Genomic DNA, 17,918 nt, shown 5'->3' with positions numbered 1-17,918 from the left:
CCGGGTCAGCCGGCGACGGTCAGACGCAGTCCGATCAGGCGCTCCATCGCGTCCCGCACCCGCCGTTCGGCCAGGGACCGGGCCAGCTCCGCGTCGCCGTCGCGCACGGCGCGGAGCAGCGCGCGGTGCAGGTCGACGACCGCCGCGCGGGCGTCGTCCTCCCCGAGTGCGAGACAGATTAGCGCTCCGATCTCCGCCTGGATACGGATCTCCTCCTTGGTGAGACGGGCCGACTGGGCGGCGGCGGCGAGTTCCACATGCAGCCTGCCGTAGACGCGTCCGCGGGCGGCGGGTTCGCCGGCGGCCTCGAACTCCTCCAGGGAGCGCTGCAGCGGGGCGAGGTCCTCCGGCTCGGTGCGCTCGGCGGCGAGCCGGGCGGCGGTGCCGGCGACGGCGGCCCAGTGGTCGGCGAGGTCGCGCAGTTCCTCGGTGCTCCAGTCGGCCAGCCGGTGGCCGAGCCGGACGGTGCGCGGCTGGTCGGGGGCGGTGACGAAGCTGCCGCCGCCGCGGCCGCGACGGGTGGTGACCAGCCCCTGCTGGCGCAGGGCCATGAGGGCCTCACGCAGGGTCACGGTGGAGACTCCGAGGCGGGTGGCGAGCTCGCTCTCGCCCGGGAGCTGCTCGCCGTCGGCGAGCAGGCCCAGTTCGATGGCGTCCGCCAGGCGCCGTACGACCGCGTCGACCCGGGCGAGGTTGCCCACCGGTGCGAAGACGGCGTGCAGTGCGCCATTCGAAAGTTTGCTCACCCGCACACCTTCTCACTTGGCGAAAGTTTTACCCCGGCCAGACCTTGTCCTCTGAAATATAACTTCATAGGTTTCCGGTCAACGCTCCAGCCGAAGAGAAAGGTTCCCCGCCGATGGAGGGAACGGCCAAGGAAACGGACACCGGCGCACCCGCCATACGCCTGCGGGACCTGCGCAAGTCCTTCGGCCCGGTGCACGCGGTCGCCGGGGTGGACCTGGAGATCGCCGACGGCGAGTTCTTCTCGATGCTGGGCCCCTCCGGTTCCGGCAAGACCACGGTGCTGCGGATGATCGCGGGCTTCGAGGCCCCCACCGCCGGCACCGTGGAACTGGCCGGCCGGGACGTCACCCGGCTCGCCCCCTTCGAGCGGGACGTCAACACCGTCTTCCAGGACTACGCGCTCTTCCCGCACATGACGGTGGAGCAGAACGTCGCCTACGGGCTGAAGGTCCGCAGGGTGCCGAAGGCGGAGCGGATCGAGCGCGCCCGCGCGGCGCTGGCCTCGGTCCGGCTGGAGGGGTTCGGCGGGCGCCGCCCGGCACAGCTCTCCGGTGGTCAGCGGCAGCGGGTCGCGCTGGCCCGCGCCCTGGTGGGCCGTCCCCGGGTGCTGCTGCTCGACGAGCCGCTGGGGGCGCTCGACCTCAAGCTGCGCGAGCAGATGCAGGTCGAACTGAAGGCGATCCAGCGCGAGGTGGGCATCACCTTCGTCTTCGTCACCCACGACCAGGAGGAGGCGCTGACCCTCAGCGACCGGATCGCGGTCTACCACCAGGGCCGGATCGAGCAGGTCGGCACCCCCGCCGAGGTGTACGAGCGGCCGGCGACGCCCTTCGTCGCGGGCTTCGTCGGCACCTCCAACCTGCTCAGCGACGGCTCCGGGACCTACAGCATCCGTCCGGAGAAGATCCGTCTGCTGGGTCCCGACGACGCCTCGGACACCCCGGACGCCCCGGACGCAGAGCTGCGCACCGTCGCCGGCACCGTCGCCGAGGTCATCTACCTCGGCGACACCACGCGCTTCCTGGTCGACCTCGACGAGGGCGGCCGGCTGACCGCCCTCCAGCAGAACCAGGAGACCTCCTCGGCCGACGTCGCCGCCTACCGGGGAACCCGCGTCCGCCTTCAGTGGCACCGCAGGCACAACGTCACCGTCCAGTCCCACCCGGAAACGGAGCCCACGTGCGTCTGATCCGTACGCTCGCAGCCTGTACCGTCCTCGCCCTGGCCACCGCCTGCGGCGGCTCGTCCTCCCCCGGCAAGGGCTCCGGCTCCTCCGGCGGCGCCTTCACCCCGCCCAAGCTCAGCGCGCCGAAGGCCCTGGGCGAGACCGAGGGCGCGGTCAACCTGATCGCCTGGGCCGGCTACGCCGAGGACGGCTCGAACGACAAGTCCGTCGACTGGGTCACCCCGTTCGAGAAGGAGACCGGCTGCCAGGTCAACACCAAGGTGGCCGGCACCTCCGACGAGATGGTCAGCCTGATGAAGACCGGCCAGTACGACGCCGTGTCGGCCTCCGGCGACGCCTCGCTGCGCCTGATCGCCTCGGGCGACGCGGCACCGGTCAACACCGACCTGGTCCCGAACTACAAGGACGTCTTCCCCGGCCTGAAGATGCAGAAGTGGAACTCGGTGGACGGGGTCGCCTACGGCGTCCCGCACGGCCGCGGCGCCAACCTGCTGATGTACCGCACCGACAAGGTCTCCCCCGCCCCCACCTCCTGGTCGGCGGTCTTCGACAAGGCCTCGCCCTACAAGGGCCACGTCACGGCGTACGACTCCGCCATCTACATCGCGGACGCCGCGCTCTACCTGATGAAGACCAGGCCGGAGCTGGGCATCAAGGACCCGTACGCACTGGACCAGAAGCAGTTCGACGCCTCCGTCGCCCTGCTGAAGGAGCAGAACGCCAACGTCGGGGAGTACTGGAGCGACTACCTGAAGGAGATCTCCTCCTTCAAGAGCGGCGACTCCGTCGTCGGCACCAGCTGGCAGGTCATCGCCAACCTCGCCAAGGCCGAGAAGGCACCGGTCGAGGCGGTCCTGCCGAGCGAGGGCTCCACCGGCTGGTCCGACACCTGGATGGTCTCGGCCAGGGCCCAGCACCCCAACTGCGCCTACAAGTGGCTGGACTGGATCGTCTCGCCGAAGGTGAACGCCCAGGTCGCCGAGTGGTTCGGCGAGGCCCCGGCGAACGAGAAGTCGTGCGCCCTGACCTCGGACAAGAATCACTGCACCGTCTTCCACGCGGCCGACGAGCCCTACTGGAGGCAGGTCCACTTCTGGAACACCCCCATCCCGCAGTGCCTGGACGGCCGCACCGACGTCCGTTGCGTGCCCTACGCCAAGTGGGTCCAGGCCTGGACCGAGATCAAGGGCTGAGCCGTCCCGTGACCACCACGCCCACGACGTCCACCACGACGGGCGGCACCCTCGGGCGGCGGCTGGCAGGTTCCCTGCACCGCCGCCCGCGGCTGCGGCTGTCGCTGCTGCTGTCCGCCCCGCTGCTCTGGCTGGTCCTGGCCTATCTGGGCTCGCTGGCCGCGCTCTTCCTCTCCGCGTTCTGGACGACCGACCCCTTCACCTCCGACGTGGTCAAGGTCTGGAGCACCGACACCTTCCGCACCGTCCTGACCACCGACGTCTACCGGGACGTCGCCCTGCGCAGCATCGGCGTCGCCGTCGCGGTGACCGTGATCGACATCGTCATCGCCTTCCCGATCGCCTTCTACACCGCCCGGGTGGCCGCCCCGAGGTACCGGCACCTGCTGGTCGTCGCCGTGCTCACCCCGCTGTGGGCGAGCTACCTGGTCAAGGCGTACGCCTGGCGGATCATGCTTTCCGAGGACGGGCCACTGGACTGGGCGCTGAAGCCGCTGGGCCTGAGCGGTCCCGGCTACGGCCTGCCCGCGGCGATCATGGTGCTGGCCTACCTGTGGCTGCCGTACATGATCCTGCCGATCCACGCCGGGCTGGAGCAGCTGCCGGCCGGCCTGCTGGACGCCTCCGCCGACCTCGGGGCCCGCACCTGGCGCACCTTCCGGTCCGTGGTGCTGCCGATGGTGCTGCCCTCGGTCGCGGCCGGCTCGGTCTTCACCTTCTCGCTCAGCCTCGGCGACTACATCGCCGTGCAGATCGTCGGCGGCAAGACCCAGCTGATCGGCAACGTCGTCTACTCCAACATCACCCTCGACCTGCCGCTCGCCGCGGCGCTGGGCACCGTGCCGGTCGCGGTCATCGTCGTCTACCTGCTGGCCGTGCGGCGCGCCGGCGCGCTCCGGAGTCTGTGAGGCCCCTGACCATGCGACTCTCCCGTCCCGCCCGCGTCGCCCTGCGCGTCGCGGCCGCGCTGGGCTTCACCGTCATCTACGTGCCGCTGCTGCTCGTCCTGCTCAACTCCTTCAACGCCGCCCGCGGTTTCGGCTGGCCCCCCTCGGGCCTGACCCTGCACTGGTGGGCCGACGCCTGGCACAGCTCCGGCGCCCGCGCCGCGCTGTGGACCTCGGTGAAGGCGGGCCTGGGCGCGACGGCGGTCTCCCTCGTCCTGGGCACCCTGATCGCCTTCGCCGTCGCCCGTCACCGCTTCTTCGGGCGGGAGGCGCTCTCCTTCGTCGTCGTGCTGCCGATCGCGCTGCCCGGCATCGTCACGGGCATCGCCCTCAACACCGCGTTCCGTACGGTCCTGGAGCCGCTCGGCGTCGGGCTGGGCCTGTTCACGGTCGTCGTCGGGCACGCCACCTTCTGCGTCGTGGTCGTCTTCAACAACGTCGTGGCCCGGCTGCGGCGCACCTCCGGCTCGTACGAGGAGGCGGCGATGGACCTGGGGGCGAACACCTTCCAGGTCTTCCGCGACATCACCTTCCCGCTGGTGCGCACGGCGCTGCTGGCGGGCGGGCTGCTGGCCTTCGCCCTCTCCTTCGACGAGATCGTCGTCACCACCTTCACCGCGGGGCCCGGCGTCCAGACCCTCCCCGTGTGGATCTTCAGCAACATGGCCAGGCCGCAGCAGGCGCCCGTCGTCAACGTGGTGGCCGCGGTGCTGATCGTCGCGTCGGTGGTCCCGGTCTACCTCGCGCAGCGGCTGTCCGCCGACTCCGCCTCGGGAGGCCGCCTCTGAGGCACGGGGGCACGCAGGTGAGGGGTCCGTGCCATGCATCCGCCCGGATAAGGCAGGCTTGTACCCGTGCCAGAACCCGCGCTGAACGCATTCGACCCCGCCCGCGACCACTCCCACACCGCCACGTTGAAGAGGCTGGAGAAGTCCTCGGGGCGCCTGGCGGCGGCCGCGATCGCGCGGATGGACGCGCAGCTGCCCTGGTACCGCGCCATGCCGCCGGAGAACCGCTCGTGGATCGGACTGGTGGCGCAGGCGGGCATCGCGGCCTTCACGGAGTGGTTCCGCCACCCGCAGACCCCGCAGGCCATCAGCACCGACGTCTTCGGCACCGCCCCGCGGGAACTGACCAGGGCGATCTCCCTGCGCCAGACGGTGGAGATGGTGCGCACCACCATCGAGGTCATGGAGTCGGCGATCGACGAGGTCGCGGCTCCCGGCGACGAGTCGGTGCTGCGCGAGGCACTGCTGGTGTACGCGCGGGAGATCGCCTTCGCGACCGCCCAGGTCTACGCCCAGGCCGCCGAGGCGCGCGGGGCCTGGGACGCCCGGCTGGAGTCCCTGGTGGTCAACGCGGTGCTGTCCGGGGAGGCGGACGAGGGCGTGCTGTCGCGGGCGGCGGCGCTCGGCTGGAGCTCCCCCGACAAGATCGCGGTGGTGCTGGGCACGGCGCCCAACGGCGACAGCGAGCTCACCGTCGAGGCGATCCGGCGGGCGGCGCGGCACGCCAAGCTGCAGGTGCTCACCGGAGTGCTGGGCGACCGGCTGATCGTGGTCGCGGGCGGCGACGGGGACCCGCTGCGGGTGGCCAAGGCGCTGATCGGGCCGTTCGCCGCCGGGCCGGTGGTGGCCGGGCCCCTGGTGGGCGACCTGCTGGCGGCGTCGAAGTCCGCGCAGGCCGCCGCCGCGGGCCTGCGGGCGTGCGCGGCCTGGCCCGACGCGCCGCGCCCGGTGCTCGCCGACGACCTGCTCCCGGAGCGCGCGATGGCGGGCGACCGACACGCCCGCGATCAGCTGGTGGAGGAGATCTACAGGCCGTTGGAGGAAGCTGGTTCGGCACTGCTTGAGACTCTGTCCGTCTACCTCGAACAGGCCTCGTCACTGGAAGGGGCCGCCCGGATGTTGTTCGTTCACCCCAACACCGTTCGCTACCGGCTGCGACGTGTGACGGACGTCACCGGCTGGTCACCCTCGGACGTGCGCTCCGCATTCACCCTACGCATCGCGCTCATCCTGGGCCGACTCTCCGAGTCGGGGCAGACACCGTAGTACGCTCAGGGCTTTTGTGGGACACCAACAAATCGCCCGTCGGTTCTTGGTCCCTGTCCCCACGGGCGGGGATCACCTCGCTCAAGAGAGAGTTGAAAGCGTGCTCGTACTCGTCGCTCCCGGCCAGGGTGCCCAGGCCCCCGGCTTCCTGAACCCTTGGCTCGAACTGCCCGGTGTCGCCGACCGTCTCGCCGGTCTGTCCTCGACCGCCGGGCTCGACCTCGCCCACTTCGGCACCAAGGCCGAGGCCGAGGAGATCCGTGACACCGCCGTCGCCCAGCCCCTGCTGGTCGCGGCCGGTCTGCTCGCGGCGGAGCAGCTGTTCGGCGACCCGGCCGCCGCGCGTTCCGCGCTGGGTGCCGTGGCCGGTCACAGCGTCGGCGAGATCACGGCGGCGGCCGTCGGCGGCGTACTGAGCGCCGAGGCGGCGATGACCTTCGTCCGCACCCGCAGCACCGCGATGGCCCAGGCCGCGGCCGTCACCGAGACCGGCATGTCGGCCGTGCTCGGCGGCGACCCGGACGCCGTCGTCGCCCACCTGGAGAACCTCGGCCTCACCCCGGCGAACATCAACGGCGCCGGCCAGATCGTGGCGGCCGGCACCATGAAGCAGCTCGCCGAGCTGACCTCGGACAAGCCCGAGAAGGCGCGGGTCATCCCGCTGAAGGTGGCGGGCGCGTTCCACACCCACCACATGACCCCGGCCGTGGCGGTCCTCGACGAGCTGGCGCAGACTCTGGCGGTCTCCGACCCCGCTCTGCCGTACGTGTCCAACACCGACGGCACGGTCGTCGCCTCCGGCGCCGAGATCGTCTCCCGCCTGGTGTCGCAGGTCTCCAACCCGGTCCGCTGGGACCTGTGCATGGAGACCTTCAAGGAGCTCGGCGTCACCGCGATCATCGAGCTGGTGCCGGGTGGCACCCTGGTGGGCCTGGCCAAGCGCGCGCTGCCCGGCGTCGCGACCCTGGCGCTGAAGACCCCGGACGACCTCGAGGCCGCCCGCGCGATCGTGGCCGAGCACGGCACCCAGGAATAGGAGTCCCCGCAGACATGGCGAAGATCAGGCCCAGCAAGGGCTCCCCGTACGCGCGCATCATGGGCGTCGGCGGCTACCGGCCGACCCGTGTGGTGCCCAACGAGGTGATCCTGGAGAACATCGACTCCAGCGACGAGTGGATCCGCTCCCGCTCCGGCATCGCCACCCGGCACTGGGCCGGCCCGGAGGAGACGGTCGCCGAGATGTCGGTCGTCGCGGCGGGCAAGGCCATCGCCGACGCGGGGATCTCGGCCGAGGACATCGGGGGCGTCATCGTCGCCACCGTCTCCCACTTCAAGCAGACCCCGGCCGTCGCGACCGAGATCGCGCACCGGATCGGCGCCGGCAAGCCGGCCGCCTTCGACATCTCGGCGGGATGCGCGGGCTTCACGTACGCGGTGACCCTCGCCAAGGGCATGGTCACCGAGGGCAGCGCGAAGCACGTCCTGGTGATCGGCGTCGAGCGGCTGAGCGACCTGACCGACAAGACGGACCGTGCCACGGCCTTCCTCTTCGGCGACGGCGCCGGCGCGGTCATCATCGGCCCGGCCGACGAGCCCGAGATCGGCCCCACCGTCTGGGGCTCGGAGGGCGACAAGTCCGACACCATCACCCAGACCGTGGCGTGGGACCGCTTCCGCGTGGGCGACGTCTCGCAGCTGCCGGTGGGCGAGGACGGGGAGCTGAAGTTCCCCGCGATCACCCAGGAGGGCCAGACCGTCTTCCGCTGGGCCGTGTTCGAGATGGCCAAGGTGGCCCAGGAGGCGCTGGACGCCGCCGGGATCACCGCGGACGACCTGGACGTCTTCATCCCGCACCAGGCCAACATGCGCATCATCGACTCGATGATCAAGGCGCTGAAGCTGCCGGAGCACGTCGCGGTCGCCCGCGACATCGAGACCACCGGCAACACCTCCGCCGCGTCGATCCCGCTCGCGATGGAGCGTCTGCTCGCCACCGGACAGGCCAAGAGCGGCGACACGGCACTGATCATCGGTTTCGGGGCTGGGCTCGTCTACGCCGCCACTGTCGTTACCCTCCCCTAGGCAACACCCACGCGGCGCGCACTCCCGCCCGCCGCAGCCCGTAGTAACCAGCACGAAAGAAGGAGAGCGCCGCCATGGCCACCCAGGAAGAGATCGTCGAGGGTCTCGCGGAGATCGTGAACGAGATCGCCGGCATCCCGACCGAGGACGTCCAGCTGGACAAGTCCTTCACCGACGACCTGGACGTCGACTCGCTGTCCATGGTCGAGGTCGTCGTCGCCGCCGAGGAGCGCTTCGAGGTCAAGATCCCGGACGACGACGTCAAGCAGCTGAAGACCGTCGGCGACGCCGTCGACTACATCCTCAAGGCTCAGGCCTGAGGCTGAACCACCCCTGGACGACGCGTCTGTCGCCCGCCCTTCTAGACGTGGAGAGACAATCCCTGTGAGCCCGACCAATCACACCGTGGTCGTCACCGGTATCGGCGCAACCACTCCGCTGGGCGGGGACAGCGCGTCGACCTGGGAAGGGCTGATCGCCGGGCGTTCCGGCGTCACCCCCCTGAAGCAGGACTGGGCCGCCGAGCTGACGGTGCGCATCGCCGCGCAGATCGCCGTCGAGCCGCTGGAGGTCCTGCCCCGACCGCTCGCCCGCAAGCTGGACCGCTCGGCGCAGTTCGCGCTGATCGCCACCCGTGAGGCCTGGGCCGACGCGGGCTTCACCGCCAAGGCAGGCGAGGACAGCTCGGTCGACCCCGACCGCCTGGGCACGGTCATCGCCTCCGGTATCGGCGGCGTCACCACCCTGCTCGACCAGTACGACAACCTCAAGACCTCCGGCCCGCGCAAGGTGTCCCCGCACACCGTGCCGATGCTGATGCCCAACAGTCCCTCGGCCAATGTCGGCCTCGAGGTCAACGCCCGCGCCGGTGTGCACACCCCGGTCAGCGCCTGCGCCTCCGGCGCCGAGGCCGTCGGCTACGCCTACGAGATGATCCGCTCCGGCCGCGCCGACGTCGTCGTCGCCGGCGGCACCGAGGCGGCCATCCACCCGCTGCCGATCGCGGCCTTCGCCAACATGATGGCGATGTCCAAGAACAACGACGACCCCGAGGGCGCCTCCCGCCCCTACGACAAGGGCCGTGACGGCTTCGTCCTCGGCGAGGGCGCGGGTGTCGTCGTCCTGGAGTCGGCCGAGCACGCCGCCAGGCGCGGTGCCCGGGTGTACGCCGAGGTGCTGGGCCAGGGCCTGTCGTCCGACGCCCACCACATCGCGCAGCCGGAGCCCACCGGCCGCGGCATCGCCGCCGCGCTGGAGCAGTTGATCGCTGCGACCGGTCTGGACCTGGCGCAGATCGCGCACCTGAACGCGCACGCGACGTCCACCCCGCAGGGTGACGTCGCCGAGGTCAAGGCACTGCGCAAGGTGCTCGGCGACCACCTCGACCACGTGGCCATCTCGGCCACCAAGTCGATGACCGGTCACCTGCTGGGCGGCGCCGGCGGCATCGAGACGGTCGCCACCGTCCTCGCCCTGCACCACCGGATCGCCCCGCCGACGATCAACATCGTCGAGCTGGACGACGAGATCGACCCCGGTCTGGTCTCCACCGAGGCGCGGAAGCTGCCCGAGGGCCCGATCGTGGCCGTCAACAACTCCTTCGGCTTCGGCGGCCACAACGTGGTCATGGCCTTCAAGGCCTGAGCCGTACGGCACCCCTGAGGGCCGGTCAGCCGCTCGCGCGGCCGGCCGGCCCTCCGCCGTTCCCGGATCAGGGACAGCCGACGACCTGCCCGGCCCAGGACAGCCCGCCGCCGAAGCCGAGCAGCAGTACGGGAGCGCCCGGGGTGAGCTCGCCGCGCTCCACGAGCTTGGAGAAGGCGAGCGGAACGGAGGCCGCGGAGGTGTTCCCCGAGTCGACGACGTCGTGGGCCACCACCGCCTGAGGGGCGCCCAGCCGGCGTACGACGGCCTCGATGATCCGCAGGTTGGCCTGGTGCGTCACGATGCCGCCGAGGTCGCCGACGGCGATACCGGCACGCCGGCAGGCCTCCTCGGCGATCGGGGCGAGGGTCGTGGTGGCCCAGCGGAAGACCGCCTGGCCGTCCTGGGCGAAGCGGGGCTGCCAGGCGCCGGCCAGCCGGACGGCGTCGGCGCGGGTGGGGTCCGAGCCCCACACGACCGGGCCGATGCCGGGGAGCGTCCCCGGGGCGGTATCGGCGGCACTGACGACGGCGGCGCCGGCCCCGTCGCCCAGCAGGACGCAGGTGCTGCGGTCGCTCCAGTCGGTGAGGTCGGACATCTTCTCGGCGCCGATGACCAGGGCGTGCCGGGCGGCACCGGCCCGTACCGAGTGGTCGGCGGCGGCGAGCGCCGTGGTGAAGCCCGCACAGGCGTTGTTGACGTCGTAGGAGGCGGGCGCCGTCATGCCGAGCGTGGCCGCGACCCGGGCGGCGGTGCTGGGGCAGCGGTCGACGGCGCTGGAGGTGGCCACGACGACCAGGTCGACGTCGGAGGGGTCGAGGCCCGCAGTGGCGAGGGCCTTGCCCGCGGCGGCGCTCGCCATGTCGGCGACGGTCTCGTCCTCGGCTGCGATGTGCCGGGTCGCGATGCCGGTGCGCTGCCGGATCCAGGCGTCGCTGGTGTCGACCATGGCGGCCAGATCGTCGTTGGTGAGGACACGTTGCGGCTGGTGGTGGCCCAGGGCGGCGATGCGGGATGCAGTCATGGCGGCACTATAGCGACCGACCGTTCGGACTCTAAAGAGGGAGGGGTAGCTACGATGGCCGCATGAGCCCACGCAAGTCCGCCGCCGAGGCGCGCCACACCCGCGAGCGGATCATCGAACGCAGCGTCGCGGTCGCCTCCGTGGAGGGTCTGGAGGGCCTCACGATCGGCCGGCTCGCGGCCGACCTCGGGATGAGCAAGTCCGGGCTGCTGGGGCACTTCGGTACCAAGGAGGCCCTGCAGATCGCCGCCCTGCGGCGGGCCTCGGAGATCTTCACGCGCGCCGTGTGGGTGCCCGCCGCGGGGGCCGCTCCCGGCCTCGCCCGGCTGACCGCGATCTGCGAGGCCTGGGTGACCTATCTGGACCGGGAGCGCGAGGCCTTCCCCGGCGGCTGCCTGTTCACCGCCTCCGCCGTGGAGTTCGACGGCCGCGAGGGGCCGGTACGGGAGGCGGTCGCCCGGCTCTACACCGTCTGGCAGCGCCGGCTGACCCGGGACATCCGGGCCGCGGTCGAGCACGGCGAACTGCCCACCGGCACCGACCCCGAACAGCTCGTCTTCGAGCTGAACGGGATCTACTTCTCGCTCAACCACGCCGTCCAGCTCTTCGGCGACGCGTCCGCCCCCGACCGCGCCCGGCGTGCGCTGCGGCGCGTCCTGAGCTGACGAATCAGTCCTTCGGGGGGATTGGCCCGGTCCTCCGGATGGCCGCGCGCGGCACCGCGCAGGATCCTGTCCATGAGCATCTGGCTGAGGGGGGCCGGCCTCACGGCGGCCGCGGCGCTGACGGTGCTGGGGCCGTGGGCGGCCGGGGGGACGGCGTACGCGCACGATCCACCGGGGCCGCCGGGTCCGCCCGTGGTCCGGTTCCTGCCCGACGGCACCGTACGCGTCGAGACCGGCGGCGGCGCCGTCCGGGTGGAGACCCGCGACGGTGAGACGCGGGCGCGGGTCACCCACGGCGGGGACACCGTGGACGCGCGCACGGGCAAGGGCGGCTCGTCCGCGACCGTCCGGCGGCGGCACTGTCCCGCGTACGAGTCGACGGTGGACGCCCGTACGGACAGCGGTGGTTCGCGGGGTTCGGTGTCCTGGCGGCACCCCTGCGGACCGGCGCCGCGCCCCACCCCCGCCCGCCCCGTACGCCGCGCACCGGCTCCGGCGCCCACGCCGACCCCCACCCCGACCCCGACCCCGACCCCGACACCCACGCCGACCCCCACGCCCACGCCGACCCCCACCCCGACGCACCGCGCGGAACTGCCGCCGGTCGCCTACCGCAAGGCGAGCGCGCCGCCCCCGCCCGATGGACCGAGCATCGTCCACCTCATGCTGCTCGTCACCGCCCCGGCGGTCCTGTCCGCCGCCGCGCTCAAGCCCCGCTCCCAAGCCCGCTCACGGAGGTGATCGATGTCGGACTGGCTCGTCCTGGGCATCGCGATGGCCGCGGCCTGCGCCGTGGTGCTGACCATCGTGCTCATCAACCAACGCCGCATCGGCGATGACGACGACCCCTCGGAGACCCCCGACGTCATCGAGTACATGACGATGATGATCGGCGTGGTGTACGCCATCGTCCTCGGTCTCGCCATCGCCGGCGTGTGGGAGGCCCGCGGCGGCGCCGAGGACACCGTCCACCGCGAGACCCAGGCCCTGCACGAGGTGCGGCAGCGCGTCCAGGTCTACCCGGCGGCCGTCCGCGACCAGGTGCGCGCCGACGTCGACTCGTACGTCTCGTACGTCGCGCACACGGAGATCCCCTACATGCTCGAGCACGGGGAGAACACGCAGCGCGGCTCGGAACTCCTCGACAAGGTGCGCCGGGACGTCACCGACTTCGAACCTCGCACCCCGCTGGCCAACCAGGCGTACCAGCCGATCGTCGACCAGGTCGCGGCCGCCGACGACGCGCGCACCGGACGCGGCGAGAACGCCGGACCGACCATGCCGGGGGTGGTGTGGTTCGGCCTGATCGCCGGCGCCCTCGTCGCGGTGGGACTGATCTTCAGCCTGCAGATCCGGCGCTCCCGGCGCGAACTGGTCCTCGCCGGGCTCTACAGCGCCCTGATCGCCTTCCTGCTCTTCCTCATCTGGGACCTGGACGCCCCGTTCGGCCGGGACGCCGCCGAGGCGGCGGCGTCCTTCACCAGCCTCTTCCCTCACATCGGATGATCACTTCTCGAAGCTCGCGAAGTACGAGGCCGCCATGTCCTCCTCCGCGTGCCCGAGTTCGGCCGCACGGCGGAAACGCTCGGCACCGGCCGCGGCCACGTCGAGCCGCACCCCGACGGACTCCCCCGCCTCCACGATCAGCCGGGCGTCCTTCTCCGCGGTGTGCACGGCGAAGCTGGGAGTGAAGTCGCCGGCCAAGATCGACGCCGCCTTCGCCTGCAGGTAGCCCATGTCGAGGGCGCCGCCGGAGACGGCCTGGAGGAAGTCCGCGGCGTCCACGCCGAGGCCCTTCGCGAGCGCGAGGGCCTCGGCGGTGCCGTGGGTGACGGTGAGCACCCAGCTGTTGATCACCAGCTTCAGGCGGCTGGCCGCGCCTTCTGCCGCGTCCTCCCCCACCCACACGGTGCGGCTGCCGATCGCGTCGAAGACCGGTGCCACCGGCTGCCGGGCCTCCTGCGGCCCGGCGGCCAGCACCAGGAGCTGCCCGTTCTCGGCGGGCTGCCGGGTGCCCAGAACGGGCGAGTCCAGGAAGACGACGCCGTGCTCGCGCGCGAACTGCGCGAACGCCCCGAGGGCGCCCACGCCCGCGGTGGTGCACTGCGCCCACACCGCGCCCTTCCGCAGCGCCGGCGCCGCCTGCCGCATGGCCTCGATGGCGGAGTCCGCGTCGTGCAGGATGGTCAGCACCACGTCGGCGCCGTCCACCGCCTCCGCGGGGGTGCCGGCGACGCGTGCGCCGTCCTTGCCGAGCGGCTCGGCCTTCTCCTTCGTACGGTTCCACACACGGACGTCGAGGCCGGCCTTGACGAGGTTGCGGGCCATCGCGGCACCCATGATGCCGGTGCCGAGTACTGCTGCTGAGGTGGTGTCGGACATGACTGCCACGGTACGACGGACCAATCCGAAACGCTCGCGGCGCCGAATGCCGGACGCGAGACTTGTCCACGACACACGGAATCGAACGCTGGAGGTGTGGTGAGGGAACCGCTGCGGTTCGGCAGGCCCGCACGGCAAGGCCCTGACCTCTCGGAACTGCTGCTCGCCGTCGCGCGCGGCGACCAGGAGGCCTTCGCCCGGCTGTACGACGCCGTGAGCGGACCGGTGCTCGGGCTGGTGCGCGGAGTGCTCAGGGACCCCGCCCAGTCGGAGGAGGTGACACAGGAGGTGCTGGTGGAGGTGTGGCGCACCGCCGCCCGCTTCCGGCCGGAGAAGGGCAGCGCGATGACCTGGGTGATGACCCTGGCCCACCGAAGGGCCGTGGACCGCGTGCGGTCCGCCAGCGCGGCGGCGGACCGCGAGCAGAAGGCGGCGCTGCTGGAGCGCACCCCCGCCTACGACGAGGTCACCGAACAGGTCGAGGCCCGGCTTGAGGCCGAGCAGGTGCGGCGCTGCATGCGCACCCTCACCGAGCTGCAGCACCAGTCGGTGACGCTCGCCTACTACCGGGGGCTGACGTACCGGGAGGTCGCCGAACTGCTGTCGCTGCCCCTGGGCACCGTCAAGACCCGGCTGCGGGACGGCCTGATCAGGCTGCGCGACTGCCTGGGGGTGACCGCGTGAGCACCGATGCCGAACTGCACACCCTCACCGGCGCCTACGCCGTCGACGCGCTGGCCCGGCACGAGCGCGCGGAGTTCGAACGTCACCTCGCGGAGTGCGAGGCCTGCGCGCTGGAGGTGCGCGAGCTGGGCGCGACCGCCGCCCGTCTCGGGCTCGCGGCGGCCGAGGCCGTCCCGCCCCGCATGAAGGACCACGTCATGCGGCTCATCGTCAACGTGCGGCAGGAGCCGCCGTCGGTGCCCGAGCCACCGCGCGCCGCCACACGCGCGACCCGCCGCCGCGCCCCGCAGCCCGCTCGGCGCCGCGTCCGCTTCGCCCTGGCGGCCTGCCTCGCCGCGGCCGCGGCACTGGGCGGGGTGACGGTCTGGCAGCAGCAGCAGCTCGGCGACCTGCGCCAGGAGAACCGGCAGACCCAGGCCCAGGCGGAGCAGGTCTCCCGGGTCCTGGCCGCCCCCGACGCCGTCACGGCCTCCGCCAAGCTCGCGGGCGGCGCCAGCGGCACGGTCGTCGTCTCCCGGAGCCAGGACCGCGCGGTCTTCTTCGCCCACGGCATGCCCGCGCTGAGCGGGAACCGGGTCTACCAGCTCTGGTACTCCGACGGCGGCGCGATGCGCTCCGCGGGCCTCATGCCGGAGCCCACCGGGCGCGACACCACCCAGGCCGTGCTCCTCCAGGGCGCCGTCGACGGGGCTTCCGGCATGGGCATCACCGTCGAACCCCCGGGCGGCTCCCCCCGGCCCACCTCCGACCCCGTGGCCCTGATGGAGTTCCCGGCGTAGGCGGGCCGCCCCGCCCGTCGCGGGCTCGTGCGGCGCCCCGGCGCGACGCGGCGGGGCGCCTCACTCCGCGGCGCCGGGCGGCGCCATAGGCTCGCCGGGCGCGCATACCCGCCAGGAGGAGTGCACCGGACGTGACGACGACGTCGATCTGCCTGTTCACCGCCGATCTACGGCTGCACGACAACCCCGTCCTGCGGGCCGCCCTCGACTCCGCGGAGCAGGTCGTCCCCCTGTTCGTGCTCGACGAGGCCATCGAGGCCGCGGGCTTCGCCGCTCCCAACCGCGCCGCGTTCCTCGCGGACTGCCTCGCCGACCTGGACGAGGGTCTGCGCGAGCGCGGCGGGCGGCTGGTACTGCGCTGCGGGGACGTGGCACGCGAGACGTGCCGGGTCGCGGAGGAGACCGGTGCCGGGCAGGTGCACATCGCGGCCGGGGTGAGCCGCTACGCCGCACGGCGCGAGGAGCGGCTGCGGGAGGCGCTGGCCGGGGCGGGACGCCGACTGCGGGTGCACGAGGCCGTGCTGACCGCGGTGCCGCCCGGTGCGGTGACCCCGGCCGGCAAGGACAGCTTCGGGGTGTTCACCCCGTATTTCCGGCGCTGGGAGCGCGCGGACCTGCGCGACCCGCTGGACGCGCCTCGTGTGGTCCGCGTCCCGGACGCCGTGGCGTCCCGGCTGCTCCCGAAGGCGCCGAAGGGCACGTCGCCCGGGCTGCCCCCGGGCGGCGAGACCGAGGCACGCGAACGCTGGCGCGCCTGGCGCGCGTCGGGGCTCGCCGCGTACGCGGACCGCCACGACGACCTGCCCGGCGACGCCACCTCACGCCTCTCGCCCCATCTGCACTTCGGGTGTCTGTCGGCCACCGAGCTGGTTCGGCGCGCCCGCGACGCGGGCGGGCCCGGTGCGGACGCGTTCGTACGGCAGTTGGCGTGGCGCGAGTTCCACCACCAGGTGCTCGCCGCCCGCCCCGACGCCGCCTCCCGGGACCTGCGGCCGCGCGGCGACTGCTGGCGCGGTGACGGCCCCGAGGCGGACGCGTGGCGCCAGGGCCGTACGGGATACCCGGTGATCGACGCGGCGATGAGGCAGTTGCGGCACGAGGGCTGGATGCACAACCGCGCGCGGCTGCTGGCCGCGAGCTTCCTGACGAAGACGCTGTACGTGGACTGGCGGATCGGCGCGGCGCACTTCCTGGAGCTGCTGGTGGACGGCGACGTCGCCAACAACCAGCTGAACTGGCAGTGGGTGGCCGGCACCGGCACCGACACCCGCCCGAACCGGGTGCTGAACCCCCTGGTGCAGGCCCGCCGTTTCGACCCGGACGGCGCCTACGTGCGCCGCTGGGTGCCCGAGCTGGCCGGGGTACGGGGCGGCGCCGTGCACCGCCCCTGGCGCCTCCCCGAGGCCGAACGGGGAGCCCTGGACTACCCCGCCCCACTCGTGGACCTCGACGAGGCCCTCGCCCGCTTCCGAGGCGCCCGCGGCACGTAGCCGCTCCGCGGGTCGAGAGCCGCGGCGGCCCGACGCGCACGCCCCGAGGTGCACACGGCAGGCGGCACGCGGGCCGTCCCGCCCGCCGGGGGCCACCCCGTCGCGCGCCTCGGTGACGGCGCTCGCCCCCTCTGCGTGCAGCCGCGCATCACCACCGCACCACGTGCGCGACCCGCTGGAGCGGTCCCGGGCTGCCGGCAGTGCCCGCCCCGCCCCTCACCCCGGCGGGACGCCGGTCCGCTTCCGTGGGGGCCGGGGGAGGAACCCGCTGGTGCGCGAGGCGTACTCGGCCCAGCCGGGGCGGTCCGCCATGTGCCGTTCCAGCAGGGCCTTCCCGCTGCCCCGGGTCAGCAGGTACGACATCAGCAGCGGGGACACGACGGACACCGCCGCGGCCTGCCAGGCGTCGCAGGCCACCGCGAACAGGCCCCACCACACGCAGAAGTCGCCGAAGTAGTTGGGATGCCGGGTCCAGCTCCACAGACCGCGGTCCATGATGCGGCCCCGGTTCGCCGGGTCGGCCTTGAAACGTGCCAACTGGTGGTCGCCGACGGCCTCGAAGAGCAGGCCGGTGAGCCAGAGCAGCACACCGACCGCGACGGCCGGGCCGACCGGACCGGGGATGTACGAGGCGGCCTGGACGGGCAGCGAGACGACCAGGACGAGCGCGCCCTGCAGCAGGTACACCGCGCGGAAGGCGTAGGCGGCCCGGCTGCCGCGGGCCTTGGCCAGGAAGGCCTCGTAGCGGGGGTCCTCTCCGTGCCCGCGCCCGCGGCGGGCGATGTGGACGGCGAGCCGCAGGCCCCACACGGCGGTCAGCGCCGGCACCAGGGCGCGACGGGCCGGGTCGCCGTGCCCGGCGGACATGCCGTACGCGCAGGCGGCCACCGCCGTGAAGGCCACGCCCCAGGCGACGTCGACGTAGCGGTGCCTGCCGCGGGACAGCGCGAAGGCGAAGGTGACGAGCATGACGGCGAGCGCGGCCCCGGCCGCCACCGCCACGCCCGCTCCGAACGCGCCCCAGGGGAAGCCGTTCATCAC

General features: G+C 72.8%; 19 protein-coding genes. 15 read left to right on the top strand and 4 right to left on the bottom strand.

The genetic code is table 11. The features are described 5' to 3' along the window. Nucleotides 1–5 precede the first annotated feature (5 nt). Nucleotides 6–752, bottom strand: a complete 747-nt coding sequence (locus tag B085_RS0101370; RefSeq protein ID WP_037730903.1) for a FadR/GntR family transcriptional regulator — start codon at nucleotides 750–752, stop codon at nucleotides 6–8. A 107-nt stretch (nucleotides 753–859) separates the two neighbouring features. Here B085_RS0101370 and B085_RS0101365 point away from each other — a divergent pair, with 107 nt between their 5' ends. The 9 genes from B085_RS0101365 (at nucleotide 860) to fabF (ending at nucleotide 9,853) form a co-directional block, all read left to right on the top strand. After that, nucleotides 860–1,936, top strand: a complete 1,077-nt coding sequence (locus tag B085_RS0101365) for an ABC transporter ATP-binding protein (RefSeq protein WP_018556753.1) — start codon at nucleotides 860–862, stop codon at nucleotides 1,934–1,936. Beyond that, nucleotides 1,927–3,126, top strand: coding sequence for an ABC transporter substrate-binding protein (locus B085_RS0101360; RefSeq protein WP_018556752.1), 1,200 nt, complete (start codon nucleotides 1,927–1,929; stop codon nucleotides 3,124–3,126). Before B085_RS0101365 ends, B085_RS0101360 begins: the two co-directional genes overlap by 10 nt. An 8-nt stretch (nucleotides 3,127–3,134) precedes the next feature. Next, nucleotides 3,135–4,034: an ABC transporter permease gene (locus tag B085_RS0101355; RefSeq protein WP_018556751.1), complete on the top strand. Its 900-nt coding sequence runs from the start codon at nucleotides 3,135–3,137 to the stop codon at nucleotides 4,032–4,034. Between the two features lie 11 nt (nucleotides 4,035–4,045). Then, on the top strand, nucleotides 4,046–4,861 hold the full coding sequence (locus tag B085_RS0101350) for an ABC transporter permease (protein ID WP_018556750.1): 816 nt from the start codon (nucleotides 4,046–4,048) through the stop codon (nucleotides 4,859–4,861). A 66-nt stretch (nucleotides 4,862–4,927) separates the two neighbouring features. Beyond that, nucleotides 4,928–6,127 carry a PucR family transcriptional regulator gene (locus tag B085_RS0101345; protein WP_018556749.1) on the top strand — a complete coding sequence of 400 codons (1,200 nt, stop codon included), beginning with the start codon at nucleotides 4,928–4,930 and terminating at the stop codon, nucleotides 6,125–6,127. A gap of 100 nt (nucleotides 6,128–6,227) precedes the next feature. Then, nucleotides 6,228–7,163 carry an ACP S-malonyltransferase gene (locus B085_RS0101340; protein ID WP_018556748.1) on the top strand — a complete coding sequence of 312 codons (936 nt, stop codon included), beginning with the start codon at nucleotides 6,228–6,230 and terminating at the stop codon, nucleotides 7,161–7,163. Between the two features lie 14 nt (nucleotides 7,164–7,177). Next, nucleotides 7,178–8,209 (top strand): ketoacyl-ACP synthase III, encoded by a 1,032-nt coding sequence (locus B085_RS0101335; protein WP_018556747.1) that lies wholly within the window; start codon nucleotides 7,178–7,180, stop codon nucleotides 8,207–8,209. Between the two features lie 74 nt (nucleotides 8,210–8,283). Beyond that, nucleotides 8,284–8,529: an acyl carrier protein gene (locus tag B085_RS0101330; protein ID WP_018556746.1), complete on the top strand. Its 246-nt coding sequence runs from the start codon at nucleotides 8,284–8,286 to the stop codon at nucleotides 8,527–8,529. A gap of 64 nt (nucleotides 8,530–8,593) precedes the next feature. Beyond that, nucleotides 8,594–9,853, top strand: a complete 1,260-nt coding sequence (gene fabF / locus B085_RS0101325) for a beta-ketoacyl-ACP synthase II (RefSeq protein WP_018556745.1) — start codon at nucleotides 8,594–8,596, stop codon at nucleotides 9,851–9,853. Between the two features lie 67 nt (nucleotides 9,854–9,920). Here the strand turns inward: fabF and B085_RS0101320 are convergent, their stop codons facing one another. Continuing rightward, the gene (locus B085_RS0101320; RefSeq protein WP_018556744.1) at nucleotides 9,921–10,877 is read right to left on the bottom strand and encodes a beta-ketoacyl-ACP synthase 3; all 957 of its coding nucleotides are present in this window, start codon (nucleotides 10,875–10,877) and stop codon (nucleotides 9,921–9,923) included. A gap of 62 nt (nucleotides 10,878–10,939) precedes the next feature. On the opposite strand from B085_RS0101320, the gene B085_RS0101315 reads away from it, so the two are divergent. The 3 genes from B085_RS0101315 (at nucleotide 10,940) to B085_RS0101305 (ending at nucleotide 13,048) form a co-directional block, all read left to right on the top strand. Further along, on the top strand, nucleotides 10,940–11,542 hold the full coding sequence (locus B085_RS0101315) for a TetR/AcrR family transcriptional regulator (protein ID WP_018556743.1): 603 nt from the start codon (nucleotides 10,940–10,942) through the stop codon (nucleotides 11,540–11,542). A 72-nt stretch (nucleotides 11,543–11,614) separates the two neighbouring features. Further along, entirely contained in the window at nucleotides 11,615–12,283 is a 669-nt protein-coding gene (locus B085_RS49885; protein ID WP_026250563.1) for a hypothetical protein, read from the top strand. A 3-nt stretch (nucleotides 12,284–12,286) separates the two neighbouring features. Beyond that, nucleotides 12,287–13,048, top strand: a complete 762-nt coding sequence (locus B085_RS0101305; RefSeq protein WP_018556742.1) for a DUF4239 domain-containing protein — start codon at nucleotides 12,287–12,289, stop codon at nucleotides 13,046–13,048. Here the strand turns inward: B085_RS0101305 and B085_RS0101300 are convergent, their stop codons facing one another. Further along, on the bottom strand, nucleotides 13,049–13,924 hold the full coding sequence (locus B085_RS0101300; protein ID WP_018556741.1) for an NAD(P)-dependent oxidoreductase: 876 nt from the start codon (nucleotides 13,922–13,924) through the stop codon (nucleotides 13,049–13,051). 99 nt (nucleotides 13,925–14,023) lie between these two features. On the opposite strand from B085_RS0101300, the gene B085_RS0101295 reads away from it, so the two are divergent. From B085_RS0101295 to B085_RS0101285, 3 genes are all read left to right on the top strand, one after another. Further along, on the top strand, nucleotides 14,024–14,608 hold the full coding sequence (locus B085_RS0101295; RefSeq protein WP_051101932.1) for a sigma-70 family RNA polymerase sigma factor: 585 nt from the start codon (nucleotides 14,024–14,026) through the stop codon (nucleotides 14,606–14,608). Beyond that, nucleotides 14,605–15,387 (top strand): anti-sigma factor, encoded by a 783-nt coding sequence (locus B085_RS0101290; protein WP_018556739.1) that lies wholly within the window; start codon nucleotides 14,605–14,607, stop codon nucleotides 15,385–15,387. The genes B085_RS0101295 and B085_RS0101290 overlap by 4 nt, the downstream gene beginning before the upstream one ends. 131 nt (nucleotides 15,388–15,518) lie before the next feature. After that, a complete protein-coding gene (locus B085_RS0101285; RefSeq protein WP_018556738.1) occupies nucleotides 15,519–16,877 on the top strand; it encodes a cryptochrome/photolyase family protein in 1,359 nt (452 codons plus the stop codon). A 216-nt stretch (nucleotides 16,878–17,093) separates the two neighbouring features. Here the strand turns inward: B085_RS0101285 and B085_RS0101280 are convergent, their stop codons facing one another. Further along, nucleotides 17,094–17,915 (bottom strand): DUF1295 domain-containing protein, encoded by an 822-nt coding sequence (locus tag B085_RS0101280; protein ID WP_018556737.1) that lies wholly within the window; start codon nucleotides 17,913–17,915, stop codon nucleotides 17,094–17,096. Nucleotides 17,916–17,918 lie beyond the last annotated feature (3 nt).

It is taken from the genome of Streptomyces sp. BoleA5 (assembly GCF_000373665.1).
Taxonomy (GTDB): domain Bacteria; phylum Actinomycetota; class Actinomycetes; order Streptomycetales; family Streptomycetaceae; genus Actinacidiphila.
Note: the sequence above shows the minus strand (reverse complement) of the source record. Positions and strands in the feature narration are given on the sequence as shown.

Excerpts from the sequence above, each read along its gene's own strand:
- B085_RS0101365 (WP_018556753.1), top strand. The coding sequence starts at position 860 with ATGGAGGGAACGGCCAAGGAAACGGACACCGGCGCACCCGCCATACGC.
- B085_RS0101350 (WP_018556750.1), top strand. The coding sequence starts at position 4,046 with ATGCGACTCTCCCGTCCCGCCCGCGTCGCCCTGCGCGTCGCGGCCGCG.
- B085_RS0101335 (WP_018556747.1), top strand. The coding sequence starts at position 7,178 with ATGGCGAAGATCAGGCCCAGCAAGGGCTCCCCGTACGCGCGCATCATG.
- B085_RS0101330 (WP_018556746.1), top strand. The coding sequence starts at position 8,284 with ATGGCCACCCAGGAAGAGATCGTCGAGGGTCTCGCGGAGATCGTGAAC.
- B085_RS0101320 (WP_018556744.1), bottom strand. The coding sequence starts at position 10,877 with ATGACTGCATCCCGCATCGCCGCCCTGGGCCACCACCAGCCGCAACGT.
- B085_RS0101315 (WP_018556743.1), top strand. The coding sequence starts at position 10,940 with ATGAGCCCACGCAAGTCCGCCGCCGAGGCGCGCCACACCCGCGAGCGG.
- B085_RS49885 (WP_026250563.1), top strand. The coding sequence starts at position 11,615 with ATGAGCATCTGGCTGAGGGGGGCCGGCCTCACGGCGGCCGCGGCGCTG.
- B085_RS0101305 (WP_018556742.1), top strand. The coding sequence starts at position 12,287 with ATGTCGGACTGGCTCGTCCTGGGCATCGCGATGGCCGCGGCCTGCGCC.
- B085_RS0101300 (WP_018556741.1), bottom strand. The coding sequence starts at position 13,924 with ATGTCCGACACCACCTCAGCAGCAGTACTCGGCACCGGCATCATGGGT.
- B085_RS0101280 (WP_018556737.1), bottom strand. The coding sequence starts at position 17,915 with ATGAACGGCTTCCCCTGGGGCGCGTTCGGAGCGGGCGTGGCGGTGGCG.